The 20,524-nt window shown below is 69.4% G+C and carries 19 protein-coding genes and 1 pseudogene; 10 read left to right on the forward strand and 10 right to left on the reverse strand.

Going from position 1 to position 20,524, the window contains the following annotated elements; all coding sequences use genetic code 11:
* Positions 1-143 precede the first annotated feature (143 nt).
* Entirely contained in the window at positions 144-1,373 is a 1,230-nt protein-coding gene (locus tag MMF93_RS20990) for a L,D-transpeptidase (protein WP_242753809.1), read from the forward strand.
* 185 nt (positions 1,374-1,558) lie between these two features.
* Here MMF93_RS20990 and MMF93_RS20995 read toward each other — a convergent pair whose 3' ends face one another.
* From MMF93_RS20995 to MMF93_RS21005, 3 genes and pseudogenes are all read right to left on the reverse strand, one after another.
* On the reverse strand, positions 1,559-2,002 hold the full coding sequence (locus MMF93_RS20995; protein ID WP_242753811.1) for an acyl-CoA thioesterase: 444 nt from the start codon (positions 2,000-2,002) through the stop codon (positions 1,559-1,561).
* A gap of 262 nt (positions 2,003-2,264) precedes the next feature.
* On the reverse strand, positions 2,265-3,152 hold the full coding sequence (locus MMF93_RS21000; protein WP_242753812.1) for a phosphorothioated DNA-binding restriction endonuclease: 888 nt from the start codon (positions 3,150-3,152) through the stop codon (positions 2,265-2,267).
* A 1,917-nt stretch (positions 3,153-5,069) separates the two neighbouring features.
* A pseudogene (locus MMF93_RS21005) lies at positions 5,070-5,162 on the reverse strand (peptide-methionine (S)-S-oxide reductase MsrA); the annotation flags it as partial.
* Positions 5,163-5,199: 37 nt separating this feature from the next.
* Between MMF93_RS21005 and MMF93_RS21010 the strand changes: the two are divergent.
* Positions 5,200-6,687 carry a recombinase family protein gene (locus MMF93_RS21010; RefSeq protein ID WP_242753814.1) on the forward strand — a complete coding sequence of 496 codons (1,488 nt, stop codon included), beginning with the start codon at positions 5,200-5,202 and terminating at the stop codon, positions 6,685-6,687.
* Between the two features lie 223 nt (positions 6,688-6,910).
* Here the strand turns inward: MMF93_RS21010 and MMF93_RS21015 are convergent, their stop codons facing one another.
* Positions 6,911-8,239: a replication initiator gene (locus tag MMF93_RS21015; protein ID WP_341483298.1), complete on the reverse strand. Its 1,329-nt coding sequence runs from the start codon at positions 8,237-8,239 to the stop codon at positions 6,911-6,913.
* A gap of 1,599 nt (positions 8,240-9,838) precedes the next feature.
* Here MMF93_RS21015 and MMF93_RS21020 point away from each other — a divergent pair.
* A complete protein-coding gene (locus MMF93_RS21020) occupies positions 9,839-10,663 on the forward strand; it encodes a helix-turn-helix domain-containing protein (RefSeq protein ID WP_242753817.1) in 825 nt (274 codons plus the stop codon).
* Positions 10,638-10,865: a DUF397 domain-containing protein gene (locus MMF93_RS21025; RefSeq protein ID WP_242753820.1), complete on the forward strand. Its 228-nt coding sequence runs from the start codon at positions 10,638-10,640 to the stop codon at positions 10,863-10,865. Before MMF93_RS21020 ends, MMF93_RS21025 begins: the two co-directional genes overlap by 26 nt.
* A gap of 57 nt (positions 10,866-10,922) precedes the next feature.
* On the opposite strand, the gene msrA is transcribed toward MMF93_RS21025, so the two are convergent.
* The 3 genes from msrA to mca all read right to left on the reverse strand — a co-directional run bounded on the left by msrA (position 10,923) and on the right by mca (position 13,068).
* Positions 10,923-11,588: a peptide-methionine (S)-S-oxide reductase MsrA gene (gene msrA, locus MMF93_RS21030; protein ID WP_242753823.1), complete on the reverse strand. Its 666-nt coding sequence runs from the start codon at positions 11,586-11,588 to the stop codon at positions 10,923-10,925.
* A gap of 111 nt (positions 11,589-11,699) precedes the next feature.
* A complete protein-coding gene (locus MMF93_RS33745) occupies positions 11,700-12,185 on the reverse strand; it encodes a hypothetical protein (protein ID WP_423835487.1) in 486 nt (161 codons plus the stop codon).
* Between the two features lie 4 nt (positions 12,186-12,189).
* Positions 12,190-13,068 carry a mycothiol conjugate amidase Mca gene (mca, locus tag MMF93_RS21040; RefSeq protein WP_114023292.1) on the reverse strand — a complete coding sequence of 293 codons (879 nt, stop codon included), beginning with the start codon at positions 13,066-13,068 and terminating at the stop codon, positions 12,190-12,192.
* A 129-nt stretch (positions 13,069-13,197) separates the two neighbouring features.
* Between mca and MMF93_RS21045 the strand changes: the two genes are divergently transcribed.
* From MMF93_RS21045 to greA, 3 genes are all read left to right on the forward strand, one after another.
* Positions 13,198-13,629 carry a DUF4307 domain-containing protein gene (locus MMF93_RS21045; protein ID WP_242753826.1) on the forward strand — a complete coding sequence of 144 codons (432 nt, stop codon included), beginning with the start codon at positions 13,198-13,200 and terminating at the stop codon, positions 13,627-13,629.
* 157 nt (positions 13,630-13,786) lie between these two features.
* On the forward strand, positions 13,787-14,407 hold the full coding sequence (locus MMF93_RS21050) for a bifunctional 4-hydroxy-2-oxoglutarate aldolase/2-dehydro-3-deoxy-phosphogluconate aldolase (protein WP_242753829.1): 621 nt from the start codon (positions 13,787-13,789) through the stop codon (positions 14,405-14,407).
* 218 nt (positions 14,408-14,625) lie between these two features.
* Positions 14,626-15,123: a transcription elongation factor GreA gene (greA, locus tag MMF93_RS21055; protein WP_114015538.1), complete on the forward strand. Its 498-nt coding sequence runs from the start codon at positions 14,626-14,628 to the stop codon at positions 15,121-15,123.
* Between the two features lie 184 nt (positions 15,124-15,307).
* Here the strand turns inward: greA and MMF93_RS21060 are convergent, their stop codons facing one another.
* From MMF93_RS21060 to ilvA, 3 genes are all read right to left on the reverse strand, one after another.
* Positions 15,308-16,171 (reverse strand): ABC transporter permease, encoded by an 864-nt coding sequence (locus MMF93_RS21060; RefSeq protein ID WP_242753831.1) that lies wholly within the window; start codon positions 16,169-16,171, stop codon positions 15,308-15,310.
* Positions 16,168-17,235: an ATP-binding cassette domain-containing protein gene (locus MMF93_RS21065; RefSeq protein ID WP_242753834.1), complete on the reverse strand. Its 1,068-nt coding sequence runs from the start codon at positions 17,233-17,235 to the stop codon at positions 16,168-16,170. The genes MMF93_RS21060 and MMF93_RS21065 overlap by 4 nt, the downstream gene beginning before the upstream one ends.
* 243 nt (positions 17,236-17,478) lie before the next feature.
* A complete protein-coding gene (gene ilvA, locus MMF93_RS21070) occupies positions 17,479-18,723 on the reverse strand; it encodes a threonine ammonia-lyase (RefSeq protein ID WP_242753838.1) in 1,245 nt (414 codons plus the stop codon).
* 207 nt (positions 18,724-18,930) lie between these two features.
* On the opposite strand from ilvA, the gene MMF93_RS21075 reads away from it, so the two are divergent.
* From MMF93_RS21075 to MMF93_RS21085, 3 genes are all read left to right on the forward strand, one after another.
* Positions 18,931-19,500 (forward strand): MarR family winged helix-turn-helix transcriptional regulator, encoded by a 570-nt coding sequence (locus MMF93_RS21075; protein ID WP_423835630.1) that lies wholly within the window; start codon positions 18,931-18,933, stop codon positions 19,498-19,500.
* Positions 19,501-19,727: 227 nt separating this feature from the next.
* The gene (locus MMF93_RS21080; protein WP_242753840.1) at positions 19,728-20,186 is read left to right on the forward strand and encodes a sigma factor-like helix-turn-helix DNA-binding protein; all 459 of its coding nucleotides are present in this window, start codon (positions 19,728-19,730) and stop codon (positions 20,184-20,186) included.
* A complete protein-coding gene (locus MMF93_RS21085) occupies positions 20,183-20,437 on the forward strand; it encodes a hypothetical protein (RefSeq protein WP_242753843.1) in 255 nt (84 codons plus the stop codon). Before MMF93_RS21080 ends, MMF93_RS21085 begins: the two co-directional genes overlap by 4 nt.
* The last annotated feature ends 87 nt before the right edge of the window (positions 20,438-20,524 follow it).

Raw genomic sequence — 20,524 nt, forward strand, 5'->3', positions numbered from 1 at the left:
TACCGAAAGTGGAACCGGTCATAGTCCCCCGTGCGTTCTTATGCGAGGAGCTGGAGCGCACATGTCCGATATCGGGCGCTGTGGGGGCCAAGCAGCTTTACCGGGGAGACATGGGGTTCCGAAGGCAAATGGAGAAGCCAGTGATGACGGGTGGGAAGCACCGCAGGGGTCTCGCGGCCACGGCCGTGCTGCTCGGCGGGGTGCTCGCGCTGAGCGGATGCGGTGGCGACGACGGGGGTGACACCGAGAAGTCCGCGGCGAAGAACGACATATCCGCCGAGAAGGACGCCTCGCAGGCCCGAATAAAGATCGCCTCCAAGGACGGCGCCACCAACGCGAGCATCAACAGCGGCGGCAAGGTCTCGGTCAAGGGCGGCAAGCTCACCAAGGTGAGCATGAAGGCCGCCCAGAGCGGTACCGAGGTCGAAGGCTCCCTCTCCTCCGACGGTACGTCCTGGAAGCCCGGCAAGCAGCTGGAGCGGGCCACGAAGTACGAGGTCACCGCGACAGCCAAGGACAGCGAGGGCCGCAAGGCCGTGGAGAACTCCACGTTCACCACCGTCTCGCCCGAGAACAGCTTCATCGGCACCTACGCGGGTGAGGACGGCGCCACCGTCGGTGTCGGCATGCCGGTCTCCCTCACCTTCGACAAGCAGATCCAGAACAAGAAGGCCGTCGAGTCCGCGATCAAGGTCAACTCGACCAGCGGCCAGGAGGTCGTCGGCCACTGGTTCGGCAACGACCGGCTCGACTTCCGCCCCGAGGAGTACTGGAAGCCCAACTCCAAGGTCACCCTCGATCTCGACCTCGACGGCGTGAACGCGGGCAACGGCAACGTCGGCGTCCAGGACAAGAAGGTCACCTTCAACATCGGCCGCCAGCAGGTCAGCACCGTCGATGTGAAGAACTACCAGATGAAGGTCGTCAGGGACGGCAAGACGATCAAGACCATCCCGATCTCCGCGGGCAGCGCCAGCAACCCGACCTACAACGGCAAGATGGTGATCTCCGAGAAGCACAAGGAGACCCGCATGGACGGGGACACCGTCGGGTTCGGCCGCAAGGGCGCCGAGGGCTACGACATCCCCGACGTGCCGCACGCCATGCGCCTGTCCACCTCCGGCACCTTCATCCACGGCAACTACTGGGGCGCTCCCTTCGGCTCCGGCAACACCAGCCACGGCTGCGTCGGCCTGAAGGACTCCCAGGGGGCGAACAACTCCGGCACCGACGGTGCCTGGTTCTACGAGAACTCGATGATCGGCGACGTCGTCGAGGTCAAGGGCTCGCCCGACAAGACGATCCAGCCGGACAACGGCCTCAACGGCTGGAACATGGACTGGGCGGAGTGGAAGTCCGGCTCCGCACTGTGACGCCGCAGGCCGGCGGCGAGCACCGCACCGGCTGAGCTTCGGCACCCACGAGGGTGGCCCCCGGCAGGGGGCCACCCTCGTCGCCGTATGCCGCCCCTGCCTCCAAAGCCCACGGGCGGGAGGAGCCCAGAGGGCCGGGAGGGGAGAGAAGGGGCGGGGAGAGCCGTAGGAGGCCGGGGGCGTCGTTACGTCAGGCCCAGTACCTTCGGGTCGGTCGCCAGCTCGCGCAGCGCCGCGCCGGGGTCGGCCACCAGGCGGCGCGCCCGCAGGTCCATCACCCCGCCGACGCCGGTCAGCTCCGCGGCGAGTGTGCCGTCTGCCGTGCGGATGAGCTGGCGCATGCGGAAGCTCTTGCCCTGGCCCCACTCGAAGGCGCAGCTGACCGTCACCTCGTCACCCGCGTGCAGCTCCCGCAGGTACCGCACCGTCTGCTCCAGCACGACGGGCCCCACACCCCGGGCCACCATGGCGGCCTGTTCGATGCCGGCCGCTCTCAGCGCCGACCAGCGCGCGTGCTCGCCGTACTGGAGGTACACGGCCTGGTTCACATGTCCCTGGGTGTCGGTCTCGTAGCCCCGTACCGTCACCGGGACGGTGAAAGGATCGGCTGCGGGCTGGTCTTGTGACACGGTCTCCTCCGTCTCGTGGGCGGGCTCGTCGGTGCCGCCCTGCCCGTCCGGTACGCGTCCGCGGGGGGCGGCGCGGCAACACCGGTCACGCTATCCGGCGGCCCGACGGCACCGCTGGGGGATTCCGGGCCCCGGCCAGGCCGCGGAGCGCTGGACTCGCCGGGCGTCCGCTGACGGTGTCGTCGCCGGCCGGGCGGTCGATCACGTACCGCCAGTGGCCGTCGCCCCCGCGCCGGGCGACGTCGGTATCGCCCCCGGCGGGTCAGCCGCGGAAGACCTGGGCCGTGTGCCAGGCGGTGTGCTTCTCCGCGACCGGAGGGGCGCCGCCGGTGGGCGGGGTCATCGGACGGTCGGCGAGGTCAAGGACCTGGAGACGGGCGGCCGTGCCGGTGCCCGTGAAGTGGCGGGAGACGGTGATGCGCAGGCCGCCGTCCAGACCGAGGACGCCCCGGTCGAACAGCTTGTGGTGGAGGGCACACAGGCACAGGGCGTTCGAGAGGTCGTCAGGCCCGTCGAAGGCCCACCAGCGCACATGCGCGGCCTCCAGCCCCACGGGGCGCGGGCGCGGACCCAGCGCGCCGTCGAACCCGCAGAACGCGCAGCGGTTCCCGTACGCCGACACGACCTCGGCGCGGAGCCGGGCCGCCCGCGCCGGGTCGCGGACCAGGCGCCGCACGGCGACCCGCGCCAGGTCCGCCACGTCCAGATCCAGCCCGGCGTCCGCTGCGACGTCCTCGTGCAGCGAGGGCGGGAAGTGCAGGTCGAGCAGGGTGTGGGCCAGAGTGGACAGCAGCCCGGGATCCTCGGCCAGGGCCGCGCGCAGGCCGGGCGCCAGCCGTCCCGTCGCGCCGCTGGCCCGCAACCGTCCGACCTGCGACCCCGGGCTGTCGCCTCCCGCGTCCGTGCGGACCTCCCACACGCCGTCGCTCACCAGGTGGTGGAACGGGTAACCCGGCGACGTGTCGCGCGGCGGGCCGTACTCCCGCAGCAGGCGCGCCACGTCGCGCTCGACCTCCGTGTAACGGAGCCCGCCGTCGGGATCGGTCTGCTGGCGGCCGAGCGCGTACAGCAGCAACAGCGGTTTGTGCGGCGCCCGTTCGCCCTTCTGCGTCCACTGCCGGAGGTTGCCGACGCGTGCCACCCAGTCCATGCGTGCACTGTAGGGCGTGCGCTGCTGTGACACGACGGCCACTGTTCCGGCCGACACCCCCTCGACAACCTCCTGCTGATCGCATCTGCACACGAAGGGATGGGCTCCACTCTCTCCTTCGAGGCGCCCGTCGAGCCAGGCCCGTTCGACAACGTGACCGCAGGGTCCGGCTGCGCGGCCCGGCGCGCGGCAGGCGCCGACCTCCACGGGGTTTCCGCTCCGCGGCGCCAGGATGCCGCGTATGTCATCTTCTGCACGGAGTGCGGGGCGGGCCGCACGGGCGCCCGGATACGTGGCACCGGCCGCCGGGCATTCCGCACCGGCCGCCAAGTACCCCGCGCCCGCGGCCGGGCCCGCCGCCGCGCCCGCCGCCGGGCCCGCGCGGCGGACCGTCGAGCGGCACCCGTGGTGGCAGGACGCACGCTGGTGGCTCGCCGGGGTGTGCGCCGCCTTCGGACTGCTCTCGCTCACCGTCGTCCACCCAGGACTGCCGCTCGGCTGGGACGAACTCGTCTACGCGAGCCGCTTCGCGCCCTACGGGCCCGAGACACCCTTCAGCGCCCCCCGTACCCGCGGCGTCCCCGTGCTCCTCGCACCCGTCGCGGCGTTCAGCGACTCGGTCGTGCTGCTGCGCTGCTACCTGACGCTGACCGCGTCGCTCTCCCTCTTCCTCGGCTACCTGCCCTGGCTGGGCAGGTTCCCCGGACGCGGGACCGTGCCGCTCGCCGCCGCGCTCTACGGCAGCGTGTGGATCGCGCTCTTCTACGCGGGCGCGGCGATGCCCAACCACTACGTGGCCACGGGCCTGGTGGCCGCCGTCGGCTGTTTCCTCCGCCGCCCCGCCACGGGACGGACCCGCGCGGGCGCGGCCGCCGCGCTCGCCCTCGCCGCCCTGATGCGGCCCAACGACGCGGTGTGGCCCGCGCTCGTGCTGCTCGCCGCCGCCGCGCTGGGCGGTCGCCGACCGTCCCTGCGCGTCCGGACGCGGACCGCGCTCGCCCTCGCCTGCGGCCTCGCGGCCGGGCTGCTGCCCTGGGCCGTGGAGGCCTCGCTCCGCTTCGGCGGCGTGCTGCGACGGGTGCGCGCCGCGAGCGAGATCCAGGGCGGCATGAGCCCGCGCCTCACCCTCGACACCCTGAGGGCACACGCCGCCGCGCTGGACGGGCCCCTGCTGTGCCGCCCGTGCGACGGTGCGGCGATCGAGTGGGCGAACGCCGGATGGTGGCTGCTGATCCCCCCGCTGCTGGTGCTCGGCCTCCGTGCGGCACGCGAGCAGGGGCGCACCGCTTCGGCGGTGCTTCCGCTGGCGGCGGCCGCCGCCGTCGCCCTGCCGTACCTCTTCCTCATGGAGTACGCCGCACCCCGCTTCCTGCTGCCCGCCTACGCGCTGCTGGCCCCCGTCGCCGCGCTCGGCGCGCTCCGGGCCGCACGGTGGGCCCGCGCTCGCGGAGCACGGCCCGCACGGGTACTCGTCCGGCTGGGCGGTGGTGCCCTCGCCGCCCTCCACCTCGCCCTCCAGCTCCAGCAGTTGGGCCTCCACTCCGGCATCCAGGCTGCGGCCCGCCACGACTGGCAGCGCATCGAGGAAGTGCTGCGCGCCCACGGCGTACGCCCTCCCTGCGTACTCGGCGGCAACAGCTCCACCATCCCGGTGGCCCACACCGCCGGCTGCCACCCCGCCCAGGGGCGCACGCCCCACGCCCTCGTGCTCCGCGGAGCGCCGCTGCCCGCCTGGGCCGAGGCAGCCGACTGGCACCTCCACCCGGTGCCCCACACCTACAACCCCGGCTGGCACGTCGCCTTCCCACCCCGCGCCGACGCTCCCCACGGGCCGCCGGGTCTCCCACGGCCGCCGGGTCCCTCACGGCCGACGGGCCCTACGTGGCCGACGACCTCGCCAGGCGTGCGCGGCTCCTCCTACGAGGCCAGCCCCACCGGGCAGCTCACACCCGTGCCGCCGATACCGCAGTAACCCGCCGGATTCTTGTCGAGGTACTGCTGGTGATAGCAATGCCCTTCACGCACAATAAATGCAGGGAGGGGAAGCATGGTTGAGCAGGACGAGGCCGTACCGGTGGTGGCATACGCCCGCATCTCCGCCGACACGGCGAAGGACAACCACGGTGTCGAGGACCAGCACGCGGTGAACGGCCAGACGGCCGAACGTCTCGGTTGGACCATCGTGCACCGTTACACCGACAACGACCTGTCGGCAGCCAAGGCGGGGTTGGTGCGTCCGGACTTCGAGGCGATGTTGAGGGCCCTCAAGGCCGGACACCTGCCGGACGGCCAGCCTGTACGCGGAGTGGTCGTCCTCGCGGATGACCGTCTGACACGTCGGGCCGGGGACTACGAACGGTTCGTGGACGCTCTCACGTACGAGGAAGGGCGCGTTTTCGCGGACGCCAAGGGACCGAAGAACCTCTACAGCGAAGATGTTGAGTCCATGGGGCTCTTCGGTGTGGTCATCTCCAAGATGGAAGTCCGGAAGATGCAACGGCGTATGCGTCGCTCTCACCGGCGCCGCGCCGAACAGGGAATCCCGGTCGGAGGTAAGCGCGCATTCGGCTGGAAGGAAGACAAGCTGACGCTTGAGCCGGACGAGGCGAAATGGTTGGCGAAGGCCGCTCGCGATGTAATCGCCGGAAAGTCTCTGCATTCGATTCTGAGGGAGTGGCAAGAGGCCGGATTGCGCACGGTCAACGGCAAGATGTGGGCAAGCCGTTCTCTGAAACTCGCCCTTTGGAATCCGCGCATGTGCGGCTGGCGCAAGCACAATGGAGAGTTGGTCAGAGACGCCAACGGAGTACCGGTGGTGGGGCAATGGGAGCCCGTCATCATTCCGAAGGAATGGATGGCAATCGACGCGATCTTTACTGCCCGCGTGGGTGCCAACGTCAAGGCCGATGGCACGGTTACCGACTACCGCACTCCGTCGCACCTTCTGACGGGAATTCTGCGATGCGGCAAGAAGAAGCCAGACGGACAGGTCTGCAACGCTCCTCTACGCGTCAGCACGCGGCCGGACCTGTCGGGAGGGTTCATCTACCAGTGCCCGAGCCGGGAGATGGGCGGTTGTGGTGGCACAGCTCGAAACGGCGCCAAGATCGACGAGTACATAACCGAGGCTGTTCTGGCCAAGCTCGAAGAGCGAGCCGCCAAGGCGCACCGCGTAGAGGCCGAATGGGACGGGGAGGAGGAGCTGAACCGGCTGACCGGGAAACAGCGCAAGCTTTTGCAAGCGTGGCAGGACGATGCAATTTCCGATGAGCTCTTCTTTCCGGAGAATCAAAAGATGGAGAAACGTATCAAGGACCTTCGGAAGGATCGGACCCAGCACGCCCTGCGGGTGCAGCGAGCATCGGCGGTCACGGATAATGTTCGGGAACAGTGGCATTCGGATAGACTGGAAATCGCCCAGAAAAGAGCCTTGATTCGGCAAGCGCTGCACGCGGTGATCGTTCTACCGGTGGGAGGTGGCGGGAGGCGACCTTTCAACCCTGATCTACTCGTTCCCAAGTGGACGGAAGACTAAGAGAGTCGCGAATCAAAGAGGGGGAGGTGTCGCTAAAGACACCTCCCCCTTTAGCTATTCACTCCTTATGCGGCTTCGTCTTCTCCTTTCTTCCTACCTTCGTCCTGTTGAGTGTCTACTAGACGCACCCCGAGGATCTGTGAAATACGTTCCCAATGTTCCTCACTCCAAGCCGGTGCTTTTGCTGCTTGTTGCTTTCCCCATTCGCGAGCGCTGATGACCGTCATACGCCGCCCCTGCGTAGACGGGGAGCTTCATCCTCACGCTGCTCGGAGGCCAGTTGGCGGGAAGTAGCGATGTCGTCGGCTATTCCACGCGCCAGTTCGGCAGCCCCAGGGGTGTGACCGGAGTCAACATAGCGAAGGTTGGACTCCTTCACTGTGTCGGTCTTCTCGGAAAGTCCTATACTGCTGAGCTTGTAAGTGGCGCGTTCCGAGCGGAGTTCGGCGTAAGTGGTCGAGTAACGACGAGACTTTGTAAGGATGTGCCCTCGGAACCCGAGAGAGTGTGCCCAGGCTCGTAGCCGAAGGTGCTCCAGTTCGCGCAACCCGCCAAGACGCCAGCACGTACCCATAAGCGCTCGTGTGTGACGAGCTACGGGAACCAATCCGATGTCCGCGTAACTGGTGACTCGATAGTCCAAGCCGACGCCCGTTTCCGCTGCGCCTTTAGAAACGTACTTGGCGACGTATGCGGCAACGGCGTCGTCTGTTATTTCGTCGCCGTCTGAGAATGAGTGAATGGTGCGAATATCGAATTGAGTGCCCCAGGTGACGATTTCCGTTCCGTAGGCGTCAGACTCCGGCACCCTGACGAATGTGCCAGCCACGCCAGCGGCTACGGCTTCCCCGAGCAGTTCCGAGGTGGCCCACTCAGGAGGAGGCGAGCCGGGGCCGTCAGGACCGTCAAGGCGCACAACGGCGTGGAAGTGAACGGCTGCCCGCTGCTGGAACTCTGCGACTTTCGCAAAGGACACAACCAGGTGCCTACCGAGTTGGGAGCGGGGTACCCCACCTGCCGCCGCGAGCTGTCGCCGGACACTCGTGGTGAAGCGGTCCCACAGCCGCCCAGCGTGCGCGTGCCAGAGCACATGCCCCGCGTAGTCGTAGCAGGCTGAGCACAAGGGCTGTCCGACGTTGCTATCCCATTCGGCGTGCGTGATGCCACAGCCGAGGGGTATTCCGTGCTCACAGTCGGCCCTGTCACGGCGCGGCCGACAGGACCCGTCGCGATGCCGATGCACCGGGCCGAAGGACGGAGCGGTGAGCGTTACAAATAGCCGAGGATTCTGACGCACCGTCTGAGGTACGCTCTTTCCGCCCGAGAGGCCCGAGCGGATGAGTTGGAAGGTGTCCCCGGCGTGCAGCCGCGAACAGGGCTCACAGACCGAAGCACGGCGATTGCGGCAGCGCACGGCTAGCCGTTCACCAGGTTCGCCCGCTGTCGAGTACGAGGAGCGACTTCTCCCGTTTCCGTGCTGCGGGTCACGGTGGTGCCGGACAGATACAGAGGTTGAGCGCAGCCCCCGATAGACCGGATTTGTTCCAGCCACCGGGAAAATTGCGGATCATTGACGATCCGGATCAAACCCCGTTCAACGTCCGAGAGTTGCCGCAGACGGTTTTCACGCCTCAGTATCTTCCTGTGATCAGCAACGTGGACAGACGGAACTTCCACCTCTTTCGAGGTGTCGGACATATTGCACCTCCATGAGAAACGAAACGACGCGGAGGAGCACGAGCGCAGGTGCATGTGTGATTCATGAAAATTCCAAGAGAATAGATGGGCGGCAGAAAGGAAGGGGATGGCGGCAGATAAGAAGGGAAGGGGAGTATGTCAAAGAGATGCCGCAGTCAATATTTGGAATGCCGCAATAAAAAATGAGAGAGAGGGAGAGTGTTTTAGAGTTTTGCAATATGGGGCCCGTGGCTCCACTCGCTCAAGCTTGACAGGCACCCTCTGCTCGCGTCCACCAAATACCCTGCGTGAAAGACCACTTGGATCACGCAGAGTGCTACGCCCTGCATGTGGCCAGCCTCTACGCCGTGTTCGGCTGGTGCCGTCCTGCCGTGCGCTACCCAGACTGGCAGCCTGCCATGGTCGTAGCGGGGTGTGGCGGAAACTGTCTTCACTTGCTCAAGGGCGCGCCTTCGGCGCGCCGCCCGGACGCGGCTCCAGCCGCCCCGGCCAGGCGTGCGGCCTTCGGCCGATCCTGTCCGGGCGGCCCGCCGCGCCGGGCAGACAGCGGCAGCCTGAGACGTGAACCCGAGTCGCCCGCCCGCATCCCGTGAGGTTGTGTCAGGTTCGCTGTGGCCGGGGCGGGCGGCCTCCACGGCTTTAGGCAGCCACCATGGGGCGAGCCTCTAAGATCAGGGGGCCAGATCGGGCTATTGCGGGCAGGCGAGGAGCCCGCCCGATTCGCGGGCGAGCGTAGGGCCCTCTGATCTCTCGCCCCATGGCAGCTCCCGCCCAAAGCCGCTCCGGCCGCCCGCGTGCCCACAGCGCGCCACCCGGCACTGCGGCGAGCGGGGCGGTCCGTAGCTGTTCTGGGCAGCGCTCAGGGCCCGGTCGTCTCGTAGAGAGCGAACAGGCCCAGGAAGCCGAAGCCGGCGCCGATGAGCAGCAGCAGCACGGCAGCCCCCTCCCCGCGCATCAGTGTGCGAAAGATCCGACGCCCAACGCTGTCCTGCGAGGGGCGAGTTGCCGACGGCCGGTCGTACAGCAGCGCGCCGCAGACATCGCAGTAGGTACGGCCGTCCTCAACGCGCGTCCGGGGGTGGAGGCAGCCAGCCAGCGCGTGGAGCGCGTGCCTACCGCGTGAGCGTGTCCGCATCATCGGGCCGCCCCCTTCGTGATGACTGCCGCCATGTCCCGCGCGGTCACGGGCGAGACCTCCCCAAGGGCGATAAGTCCGTGCGAGGACTCAAGTCGTACGTCCATCGCGGGGAATGAGACCCCAGCGCTCTTGAAGGCCGCTGTCAGTTCCTCCCGGGCATCCATGACTTCTTTGATCTTCTGGGGTTCCGAACTGCCTTGCACGCTCATGTGCGTTCCCCTCTTCTGTCTGAGTTGGCTCCACGGTGAATCGCGAGCGCGTACCGTCACCAGGGGTGGAGGAGTGCTAACGCGGAGCGCACACGGAGGACGCGGAATGGCTCTGTCGGAGAAGCAGGCGAAGCGGAACGCGTACGGGGAGGAACTGAGGGAGCGCCGGGAGCGTGCGGGGCTGACGCAAGCCCAGCTTGGCAAGTTGGCCGTCCTTTCCCGGTCCCACATCGCGCACATTGAAGCCGGGCGCCGCTTGCCGTCGAGGGAGGACGCGGAGCGTCTTGACCAGGCCCTGAACACGGGCGGAGTGTTCGTCCGCTTCTTGCCGGACGCGAACCTAGCGGCATTCTTCGAGGAGGTCGCGGAGCTGGAGCCGCAGGCAGTCATGATCCGCGAGTATCAGAACTCGCTGGTACCCGGACTGCTTCAGACGGAGGAGTACGCACGTGCCGTCTTCGCCCGTGGATTCCCTCGCGTGAGTGACGAGAAGTGTGCGGAGAACGTTCGCACACGACTCGGCAGGGCCAAGATCCTTGAGGATTCGCTGACCCCGGAGGTCTGGGCCCTGCTTGACGAGGCTGTACTGCGCCGCCCCGTTGGCGGGTATCGCGCTATGGCTGAACAGTTGCGGCACATCGTTCACCTGGGCGAACACAGGATTCGCGTACACGTGTTGCCCTTCAGTGTCGGGGCACATGCACTGATGGAGAGCGGTGTGACGCTCATGCGGTTTGCCGACATGGCGCCGCTTGCCTACGTCGAGGGCCTGAACACTGGAACTGTGCTCGATTCGCCAGCGGTGGTCGAACAATCCCTCGTGTCCTACGATCTCGCCCTAGGCGACGCCCTGTCGCACCAGGAGTCACTAGCCCTGATCAGGGCTGTTGCAGAGGAATACGAAGATGCACAGCGGCCAGCACATCCGTAAGGCGTCAGCACTCACCACCTGGCGCAAGTCCAGCTACAGCGGCGCAAGTAACGGCAACTGCGTTGAGGTGAGCGACGGGTACTCTGCGGTCGTCCCGGTGCGCGACTCGAAGAACCCGGAAGGTCCCGCCCTCGTCTTCGGGTGCGCCGCATGGTCCTTGTTCGTCACCGGCCTCCATCAGGGGAAGGCCGGGAGTCGCTGACCTCAGCCCCCTGACGCCCCCGGCTCGTGCCTGAGCGGGGGCGTTCGTCTTGGGGGGTCACTCGTCCGTCGAGGTAAGCCCGATCGGGCAGCTCACGCCCGTGCCACCGATTCCGCAGTAGCCGTTAATGTTGCGGTCGAGGTACTGCTGGTGATAGCCCTCGGCCGGGTAGAAGGGGCGGTCCTCGGCGGGCAGGATCTCCGTGGTGATCTCTCCGTGCCCGGAGGCGGTCAGGACCTGCTGGTAGGCGGTCCTGGACGCCTCCGCCGCGCTCGCCTGCGCGGCGGAGTGGGTGTAGACCGCCGAGCGGTACTGGGTGCCCGTGTCGTTGCCCTGGCGGAAGCCCTGGGTCGGGTCGTGCGCCTCCCAGAAGCGCTTGAGGAGCGTCTCGTAGGAGACCTTCGCCGGGTCGAAGACCACGCGGACGGCCTCGGTGTGTCCCGTGAGGCCCGAGCAGACCTCCTCGTACGTGGGGTGCGGTGTGGACCCGCCCTGGTAGCCGACGAGAGTCGTCCAGACGCCGTCCGTCGTCCAGAAGACCCGCTCGGCGCCCCAGAAGCAGCCCATGCCGAAGTCGGCCACCTCCAGGCCCTCCGGGTACGGGCCCTGCAGTGCCGTGCCCAGCACGGTGTGACGCTCGGGTACGGCGAACTCCGGCTCAGGGCGGCCCTGCAGGGCCTCCTCCGGGGTGGGGACGCGGTTTTTGAACCTGCCGAACAGCATGTCGTTCTCCAGACGGAAGTCGGAGGGATGTGGGGGAGTCGCCAGGGCCGTGTCCGGGGCGGCGGAGGCGGCACGGGGCCGGTGCGGCGCTTTGCGTGGCCGGTGCGGTCGTCAGCCCTTCGAGTTGGCGGAGGAAGACGCCGAGGGTGCCGTGGACGCCTTGGACTCCGAGGGTGCCGTGGACGCCGTGGGCGAAGCCGCCGGGGCGGAGGATGTGGCGGCCGCGCCGGCCGTGACCTCGGTCTTCTCCCCCTCCGCCGGGGTCTTCGTGCTCTCGCTCGACCCCGCGGCCTCAGCCGCTTCGTCCGCCTCGGCGGCCTCGTTCGGCTCGGTGACGTCCTTGGACGTCCCCCCGGGCGTGCCGCCGTCCCCGGCTCCGTCCGGTCCGCCGACGGGGGCGCTGCCGCCCCCGGCCGTCGGCTGCTCCTCGAAGTCCACCCGGTTCATGTGCTTGTTCATCGACTTCATCAGCAGCCACACGGCCAGGCCGATGACCGCGAAGACGACGAAGCCGAGCACGCCGGGAGTCACCTTGTTCTCGTCCAGGTCCTTGGCCAGCGGAAGGACCTGGACGAGCGTTGTCTGCGTCGGGCTCATACCATCAATTCTCGCGGATCCCCGCGAAGAGGTCGTCCTCGGGGAGGGAGGTCTCCACGAGGGACTTCGCCAGCTCGTACTCCTCGGTCGGCCAGACCTCCCGCTGGATGTCCATCGGGACGCGGAACCAGCCGCCGTCCGGGTCGATCTGCGTGGCGTGCGCGATGAGCGCCTTGTCCCGGATCTCGAAGAAGTCGCCGCAGGGCACGAACGTGGTGAGCTCGCGCTCCTTGACCTTCATCTTCTCCCAGCGCTCCAGCCACTGCGTGTACGGCGACTCCAGACCGCGCTCGATCATCGCGGTGTGCATCGCCAGGGTGCGCTGCCGGTTGAAGCCCTGGTTGTAGTAGACCTTCAGCGGCTGCCAGGGCGCGCCGAACTCCGCCTCCGGATACTTCTCCGTGTCCGCGGCGTGCTCGAACGCGACCATCGTGATCTTGTGGGTCATGATGTGGTCGGGGTGCGGGTAGCCGCCGTTCTCGTCGTAGGTGGTGATCACCTGCGGGCGGAACTCGCGGATCAGCCGCACCAGCGCGCCGGCCGCCTCGTCCACCTCGACCAGAGCGAAGCAGCCCTCCGGCAGCGGCGGCAGCGGGTCGCCCTCGGGCAGCCCCGAGTCGACGAAGCCGAGCCACGCCTGCTTCACCCCCAGGATCTCCCTGGCCTCGTCCATCTCCTTCCTGCGCACCTCGTGGATGTTCGCCTCGACGTAGGTGTCGCCCTGGAGTTTCGGGTTGAGGATGGAGCCACGCTCTCCCCCGGTGCACGTCGCGACCAGCACGTCCACCCCCTCGTCGACGTACTTCGCCATGGTGGCCGCGCCCTTGCTCGACTCGTCGTCGGGGTGCGCGTGCACGGCCATCAGTCGCAGTTGCTCAGTCACAACTCAATCCTCGTAAGTCGGCCATCGGCCCGCCGTCAGCGGTAGTGCGGGCGGCTTCTATAGTGACCGAACGAGGACCGTGATGTATTCCCGGTACGATCCCCCGCGCCGCCGAGAGGAACCGCCGCCATGGCCGATCTGAGCCAGAAGGCCCCGGAAGGGCGCTACGGGCGCACCACAGGGCGCTCCGGCACGGGCGTGGGCCGCACGGACGCGCGCACGGACCGTCGGCTGAAGGTCACCGGCGGTGTGCTCGGTGTCCTGTTTCTGGCGCTCATCGGCTGGATCGGCGCCTCCTACGTCTCCGGGCAGGACGTCAGCGGCGAAGTGATCAAGTTCAAGGTCGTCTCCGACAGCGCCGTGGAAGTGCACCTGGAGGTGCGCAAGGACGAGGGCGCCGAAGGCGTGTGCACGCTGCGCTCCCGTGCGGAGAACGGTTCCGAGGTCGGACGCAGGTCCGCGGCGTTCGACGCGGGTACCGCGCGCGTCGACAGGGTCGTCACCGTGCGGACCACCTCCCGCGCTACCAGCGCGGAGCTGCTGGGCTGCGAGAAGAGGTAACCGGCCGCGCGCCGGTCACTTCCGGCCGTTCTCTGCCGCACCCGGTCGTGCCCGCCGGTTCCAGTCCTCCTCCCGGGGAAAAGGAGGAGTCGGTTCGCGGATCAGGGGCAGGGGTCGTGGCGGCAGCACCAGCGCGACCAGGAGCAGAGCGAGCCGCATGTACCGCCACGAAGCCACCCAGGCCATCACAGCGCAGCGCGCGTTCGGCATCGTCCGCACAGCCACACCGGGCGAAGCCGTCACAGCGGCGGGCACCGTGCTCGACGCGGGGCTCCACGCGGTCGAGGTGGCCCTCACCACCCCGCAGGCGCTCCGCGCCCTCGACGAGCTGACGGCGGCGCGCCCGACCGCTCTCATCGGCGCCGGATCCGTCCTCGACGCGACCGCGGCACGCGCGGCGGTCGAGGCGGGCGCGCGCTTCCTCGTCTCGCCGAGCCTCCACCGGGAGGTGCTGCGCACCGGTCACCGGTACGGGGTGCCGGTGTTCCCGGGTGTCGGCTCTCCCACGGAGATCGTCCGTGCCCTGGAGGACGGCGCGGACGCGCTCAAGCTCTTCCCCGCCTCCGCCGTCGCGCCCTCGTGGGTCACGGATGTGCGGGCCGCGCTGCCCCAGGCGCCGCTCATCCCCACCGGCGGGGTGACCGTCGAGACCGCACCGGAGTGGATCGCGGCGGGAGCCGTGGCCTGCGGCCTGGGCTCCGCGCTCACCTCGGGCGGCCCCCAGGCGGCCGGGCAGCGGGTGGCCGCGCTGCTGGACGCGCTGGCCCGCGCGCGGTGACCGCCCCGCGCGGCGCGGGGCGTCCCTGGCCCCGGTGAGGCCCACGGCCTGCGCGTGTGGTGTGCTCGTGCGGCTGTGACCTGCGACGGAGCCATGGCCTTCTTCCCTTTTCCGCCGGAATTGTTAAGCTCGTGGTTTCGCCCACCAGTGAAGGCGCAGCCTGTCTGGTAGGGCGATTGCTGCATCAGCTGACATCCCAGTACCGACGAGGAGCACCTGTGACCCAGACCAGCGACAACGTCACCTGGCTGACCCAGGAGGCGTACTCCCAGCTCAAGGCCGAGCTGGAGTACCTGTCGGGTCCTGCACGTACCGAGATCTCGAAGAAGATCGAGGCGGCTCGCGAGGAGGGCGACCTCCGCGAGAACGGCGGGTACCACGCGGCCAAGGAGGAGCAGGGCAAGCAGGAGCTGCGGATCCGCCAGCTCCAGCAACTCCTGGAGAACGCGAAGGTCGGTGAGGCTCCGGCGGACGACGGTGTGGTCGAGCCCGGCATGGTGGTGAAGATCGCCTTCGACGGCGACGAGGACGACACCATCACCTTCCTGCTGGCGTCCCGCGAGTACGCCAGCACGGACATCGAGACGTACTCCCCGCAGTCGCCGCTGGGCACCGGTGTGAACGGCAAGAAGGTCGGCGAGGACGCCGAGTACGAGCTGCCGAACGGCAAGATGGCCTCCGTCCGCATTCTGGAGGCGAAGCCCTACCAGGGCTGAGGGGCGGCGAACCGGCCCACGGGTGCTGAGGGCGGGCGGCCCGCGCGTGAGGTGCGCGGGCCGCCCGCCGTTTTCCGGCCGTTGGGCCTGACGGCGGTTGAGCCTGTCGGCCGTTGGGCGTGCCCGCCGCTGAGCCGGCCGTCGGGCCGCCTTCAGGCCCTGGCGGCGGTGGCGTTCGCGGTCGTCAGGCCGTGGCGTTGCGGTATCTGCGGACCGCCAGGGTGCGGAAGACCGCGATGATGGCGGCCGACCAGATCAGTGAGGCCCAGACCGGGTGCTGCATGGGCCAGGCGTCCGGTACCGGGTAGCCCGGCGGCAGGTTGCCGAACAGCTCCCGCGCGGCGACGACGGTGGCGCTGAACGGATTCCACTCGGCGAGGTGCTGGAGGAAGCCGGGCATGTTCTGGGAGGGCACGAACGCGACGGAGATGAACGTCAGCGGGAAGAGCCACACCAGCCCGCCCGAGGTGGCGGCCTCCGGCGTCCGCACCGAGAGGCCGATCAGTGCGCCGATCCAGGTGAACGCGTACCCCAGCAGCAACAGCAGCCCGAACCCTGCCAGTGCCTTGGGGATGCCGTCGTGGGCGCTCCACCCCACGAGGGCGGCGACGACGGCGAGGACGACGAGCGTCAGCGCGGTCTGCACGAGGTCGGCCAGCGTGCGCCCGGTCAGTACGGCGCCGCGCGCCATGGGCAGGGAGCGGAAGCGGTCGATGAGGCCCTTGTGCATGTCCTCCGCTATGCCGGCTCCCGCTCCCGCCGTCGCGAAGGTGACGGTCTGCGCGAAGATGCCCGCCATCAGGAACTCGCGGTAGGAGGCGGCGTCGGTGCCCGACCCTGGGACCTTGATGGAGCCGCCGAAGACGTAGCTGAAGAGCACCACGAACATGATCGGCTGGATCAGGCCGAAGATGACGACCTCGGGGATGCGCACCATGCGGATGAGGTTGCGCTTGGCGATCACCAGGGAGTCGGTGACGGACTGGACGATTCCGCCGCGCCCCTTCGGCGCGGTCCCGGCGGGCGCCGCCTGGGCGGTGGCACTCACTTGGTGGCCTCCTTGCGCTGCGCCGCGTTCTTGCGCTGTGCCGCGTTGCGGGACGCGTCGGTGTCGTTGCCCGGCTGGTTGCCGGCGTCCGTCCCCTGTCCGGTCTCGCCCTCGGCGGCGTGGCCCGTCAGGGAGATGAAGACGTCGTCGAGGGTGGGGCGGCGCAGGCCGATGTCGTCGATCTCGACGCCGCGGGTGTCCAGCTCCCGGATCACCTCGGCGAGGAGCTTGGCTCCGCCGGTGACGGGCACGGTCAGCTTGCGGGTGTGCTCCTCGACGGTGCAGCTCTCCCGCCCGGCGCCGCGCAGCGCGTGGCTTTCGAGGACCTCCCGCGCGGTGGGGATGTGCTCGCGCTCGTGGACGACGACTTCGACCCGCTCGCCGCCGGTCTGGGCCTTGAGCTGGTCGGAGGTGCCGCGCGCGATGACCCTTCCGTGGTCGACGACGGCGATGTCGTGCGCGAGCCTGTCGGCCTCGTCGAGATACTGCGTGGTCAGCAGCACCGTCGTACCGCCGGCGACGAGTTCCTCGATGACCTCCCACAGCTGCTGCCTGTTGCGGGGGTCGAGCCCTGTGGTGGGCTCGTCCATGAACATCACGGGAGGGCTGACCACCAGCGCGGCGGCGAGGTCGAGCCGGCGGCGCATGCCGCCCGAGTAGGTCTTGGCGGTGCGGTCGGCCGCGTCGGCGAGGTTGAACCGCTCCAGCAGTTCCTTCGCGCGCTGCTTCGCGTCGCGGCCGGACATCTGGTAGAGCTGCCCGACCATCTGCAGATTCTCACGTCCTGTCAGGTACTCGTCGACGGCGGCGAACTGCCCGGACAGGCCGATCGAACGGCGCACCGCCGTCGGGTTCTTGAGCACGTCGGTGCCCGCGACGACGGCCTTGCCCGCGTCGGGCCTCAGCAGGGTGGTCAGGACGCGGACCGCGGTGGTCTTGCCCGCGCCGTTGGGTCCGAGCAGGCCGAGCACGGTGGATTCGGGGACGTCGAGGTTGACGCCGTCCAACGCCCTCACGTCGCCGAAGGCTTTCACCAGCCCCTCGGCGTAAATGGCACCTGGCATGGATGGTCTCCCGGGGTGTGGAGCGCGTGGCTCTACGAAAAATGCTAGATCCGTCCGAAAATTCCGGCGTGCATACGCGGGCGTGCGGCGGGTTCCGGCCCGGCGACAGCAGTATGAGCCGACGCGATGTATCGCGTCAACCGCCTTTCGCGATAGTTCGCGAGTGCCCCTGTGTCTCGCGCGGCGCGTGCTGCGGGTCGCGCGCGCTGCGCGCTGCGCGTGCTGTGCTCGGCGAGCGACCCCTCAGCTGACCACCGTGTAGCCCGCCGCGCGCAGCCCGGACGCCACCTCGACGCAGTGTTCGGGACCCTTGGTCTCCAGGTGCAGCTCCACCTCGACCTCGTCGAGCCCGAGTCGCGGGTCGGTGCGGACGTGGCTGACGTCGAGCACGTTGGCGTCGGCCGTGGACAGCTCGCTCATCAGTGCGGCCAGCGCCCCGGGCCTGTCGGACAGGCGCAGCCGCAGCGACAGGTAGCGGCCGGCCGCCGCCATGCCGTGCCGCAGCGTGCGCTGGAGGACGAGGGGATCGACGTTGCCGCCCGAGAGCACCGCGGCGAGGGGGCCCTCGAAGCTCTTGGGGGCCGACAGCAGCGCCGCGAGGGAACTGGCTCCTGCGGGCTCGACCACGAGCTTCGCCCGTTCGAGACAGAGCAACAGGGCCCGGGAGAGGGCGTCTTCGGAGACGGTGCGGATCTCGTCCACCAGCGCGTCGATGATGCGGAACGGGACGTCTCCCGGCCTGCCGACCTTGATGCCGTCGGCCATGGTCGAGGCCGACTCCAGCGCGGTCGGCCGCCCGGCCGCCAGCGACGGGGGGTAGGCGGCCGCGCCCTCGGCCTGCACGCCCACGAGCCGCACGTCGGGGCGGAGCGCCTTGATGGCCACCGCCATGCCGGCGAGCAGTCCGCCTCCGCCGACGCCCACCACGACCGTGCGCACCTCGGGGCACTGTTCGAGCAGTTCCAGGCCCAGCGTGCCCTGGCCCGCCACCACGTCCGGGTGGTCGAAGGGGTGGATGAAGACGGCACCGGTGGCGTACGCGTACTCCTTGGCCGCCTCCAGCGTCTCGTCCACCACCTGCCCGTGCATGCGCACCCGTGCCCCGTACTCGCGGGTGGCCGCCACCTTCGGCAGGGGTGCGCCCACCGGCATGAAGACGGTGGAGGCCACGCCCAGCAGCGAGGCCGCGAGCGCGACGCCCTGCGCGTGGTTGCCCGCGCTCGCCGCCACGACGCCGCGCCGCCGCTCCTGCGCGGAGAGCCCGGCGATGCGCACGTAGGCGCCGCGCAGTTTGAAGGAGCCGGTGCGCTGGAGGTTCTCGCACTTGAGGTGGACCGGTGCGCCGACGAGTGAGGAGAGGTGCCGGCTTCCCTCCACGGTGGTGGTACGGGCGATCCCGGAGAGCGTCTTGTGGGCGCGGCGCACGTCGTCGAGACAGACGGGCAGTTCGGATCCTGGGGTGGCGCGGGGCGGTGCACTGGAGGCCATGCCGCCAGTCTGGCAGTCAGCCGGTACGGCCGGAGTGCCGTCGCCCGGGGTGGTCCGCGTCACTGGTTCGTGCAGTGGAGGTACGCCCCGGGCCACTCCCGCGTACTCTGTCGGCACATGCTCAGGTCATCCCGACCAACAAACCACCCCTGAACCGTCAAATCTCCTCAAAAACTCCCGCAGACTGACGAAGTGAGCGCACGTGCCATGCCCACGCACCCGGACATGACGACAGACACCTCAGACACCACGGGACCACTCCAGGACGAACCCGCGGTGCCTGCCGACAGCGGTGCCCCCTCCTCCACAGCCGTGCTGGACGCGATGCAGCACCAGCTGGCGGTGTACGCACGCCGCGCGGAACAGACCCGGCTCGGCGGGCTCGGACAGGCCCGCAACTCCATGGACCGTGCCGCCTACCTCCTGCTCAACCGGCTCGACCAGGAGGGCCCCATGGGCGTCAAGGCGCTCGCCGCCGGCATGGGGATCGACTCCTCCACCGTGACCCGGCAGGTCGCACCCCTCGTCGAGTCCGGACTGGTCAAGCGGACCTCCCACCCGGAGGACGGCCGTGCGGTGGTGCTCCAGCTCTCCCCGCGCGGTGAGGCCAGGCTCGAAGAGGTCCGCTCCTCGCGGCGCAACCTGATGCAGCTCATCACGCAGGAGTGGACGGAAGAGGAACGCGGCACCTTCTGCGAGCTGCTCACCCGTTTCAACGGGGCGATGCTCGACCTGCACCCCGGCGGCCTCGGCCAGCCACCCAGGTCCGGCGCCTGAGCGCCCACGGGACGCCCACGGGACGCGCGCGGGGACGCCCGCGGTGGCGCCACCGGCCCGTTCCGGCCCCGCCGGTTGCACCCGGCGGCACGGGCACCGGAGCGGACCCGCGCGCCGCGCTCCGGTGAAGCTGACGACGCGCCTCTTGATTTGATCTGTCCGCCTGCCGTCCTATAGCGGCACAAGAGGCCGGGGGAGCGTCGCGCGGAACGCGCGCGGGAGGCGGCGTGCGAGAGCGTCAGGCACAGACGGAGCGCCTGAGCGCGCGCGAGTTCGAGGCGTTCGTCGCGGGGGCGGGCGGCCGGCTTCTGCATGCCGCCACCCTGCTGACCGCCGAACCCCCCGGCAGCGCGCCCGCGGCTGAGCGGCTGCTCGTGCGGGCGCTGGCCCGCACCCGCGCCGACTGGTACCGGATGCGCGGCGAGGACCCCTACGAACGCACACGTCAGGAGCTGGCCGCGCACTTCGCCCGCACCGGCCTGCGCCACCGCCGCTCCCGCGGCGGCCTGTTGGGGGCGCTCACCCCCTCGGAACGGCTCGTCCTGGTGCTGCGGCTGTACGAGGGCGTCGCCGAGGAACAGGTCGCCGCCGGGCTCGGACTCCCCGTCGAGCGGATACGCACACTGCACACGCGGGCCCTGGCTGCGGTGCTCAGCCGGCCACCGGCTCACCGGAGCGGCGCATGAGCCTGCCTGACCGCAGGGAAACGGAGGTGCGGCGGCTGCTGGAGCAGCGCGCCGCGGAAACCGTGCCCCCCGACCTCGCCGAGCGGGCGCGCGAGGAGGGGGAGCGGTTGCTGGGGCGGCGGCGGGCCCTGCGGACGGCGCTGTGGGCCGGGGCCCTGGTCGGGCTGGCCGCCCTGCTGGTGTGGGCCCTCGCCCTCGACCCCTGGACGGCGACGCCCCCGAAGACGACGTCTCCCACCGCGGGGTGGTGACACCTTCCCGTCCCTCCGTGCGGGGTTCCTCCGTGCGGGGGTCCTCCGGGCGGGGTTCCTCCGTGCGGCGTCCCTCCGTGCGGGGTT

It is taken from the genome of Streptomyces tubbatahanensis (genome assembly GCF_022699385.1).
In the GTDB taxonomy this organism is placed as follows: domain Bacteria; phylum Actinomycetota; class Actinomycetes; order Streptomycetales; family Streptomycetaceae; genus Streptomyces; species Streptomyces diacarni.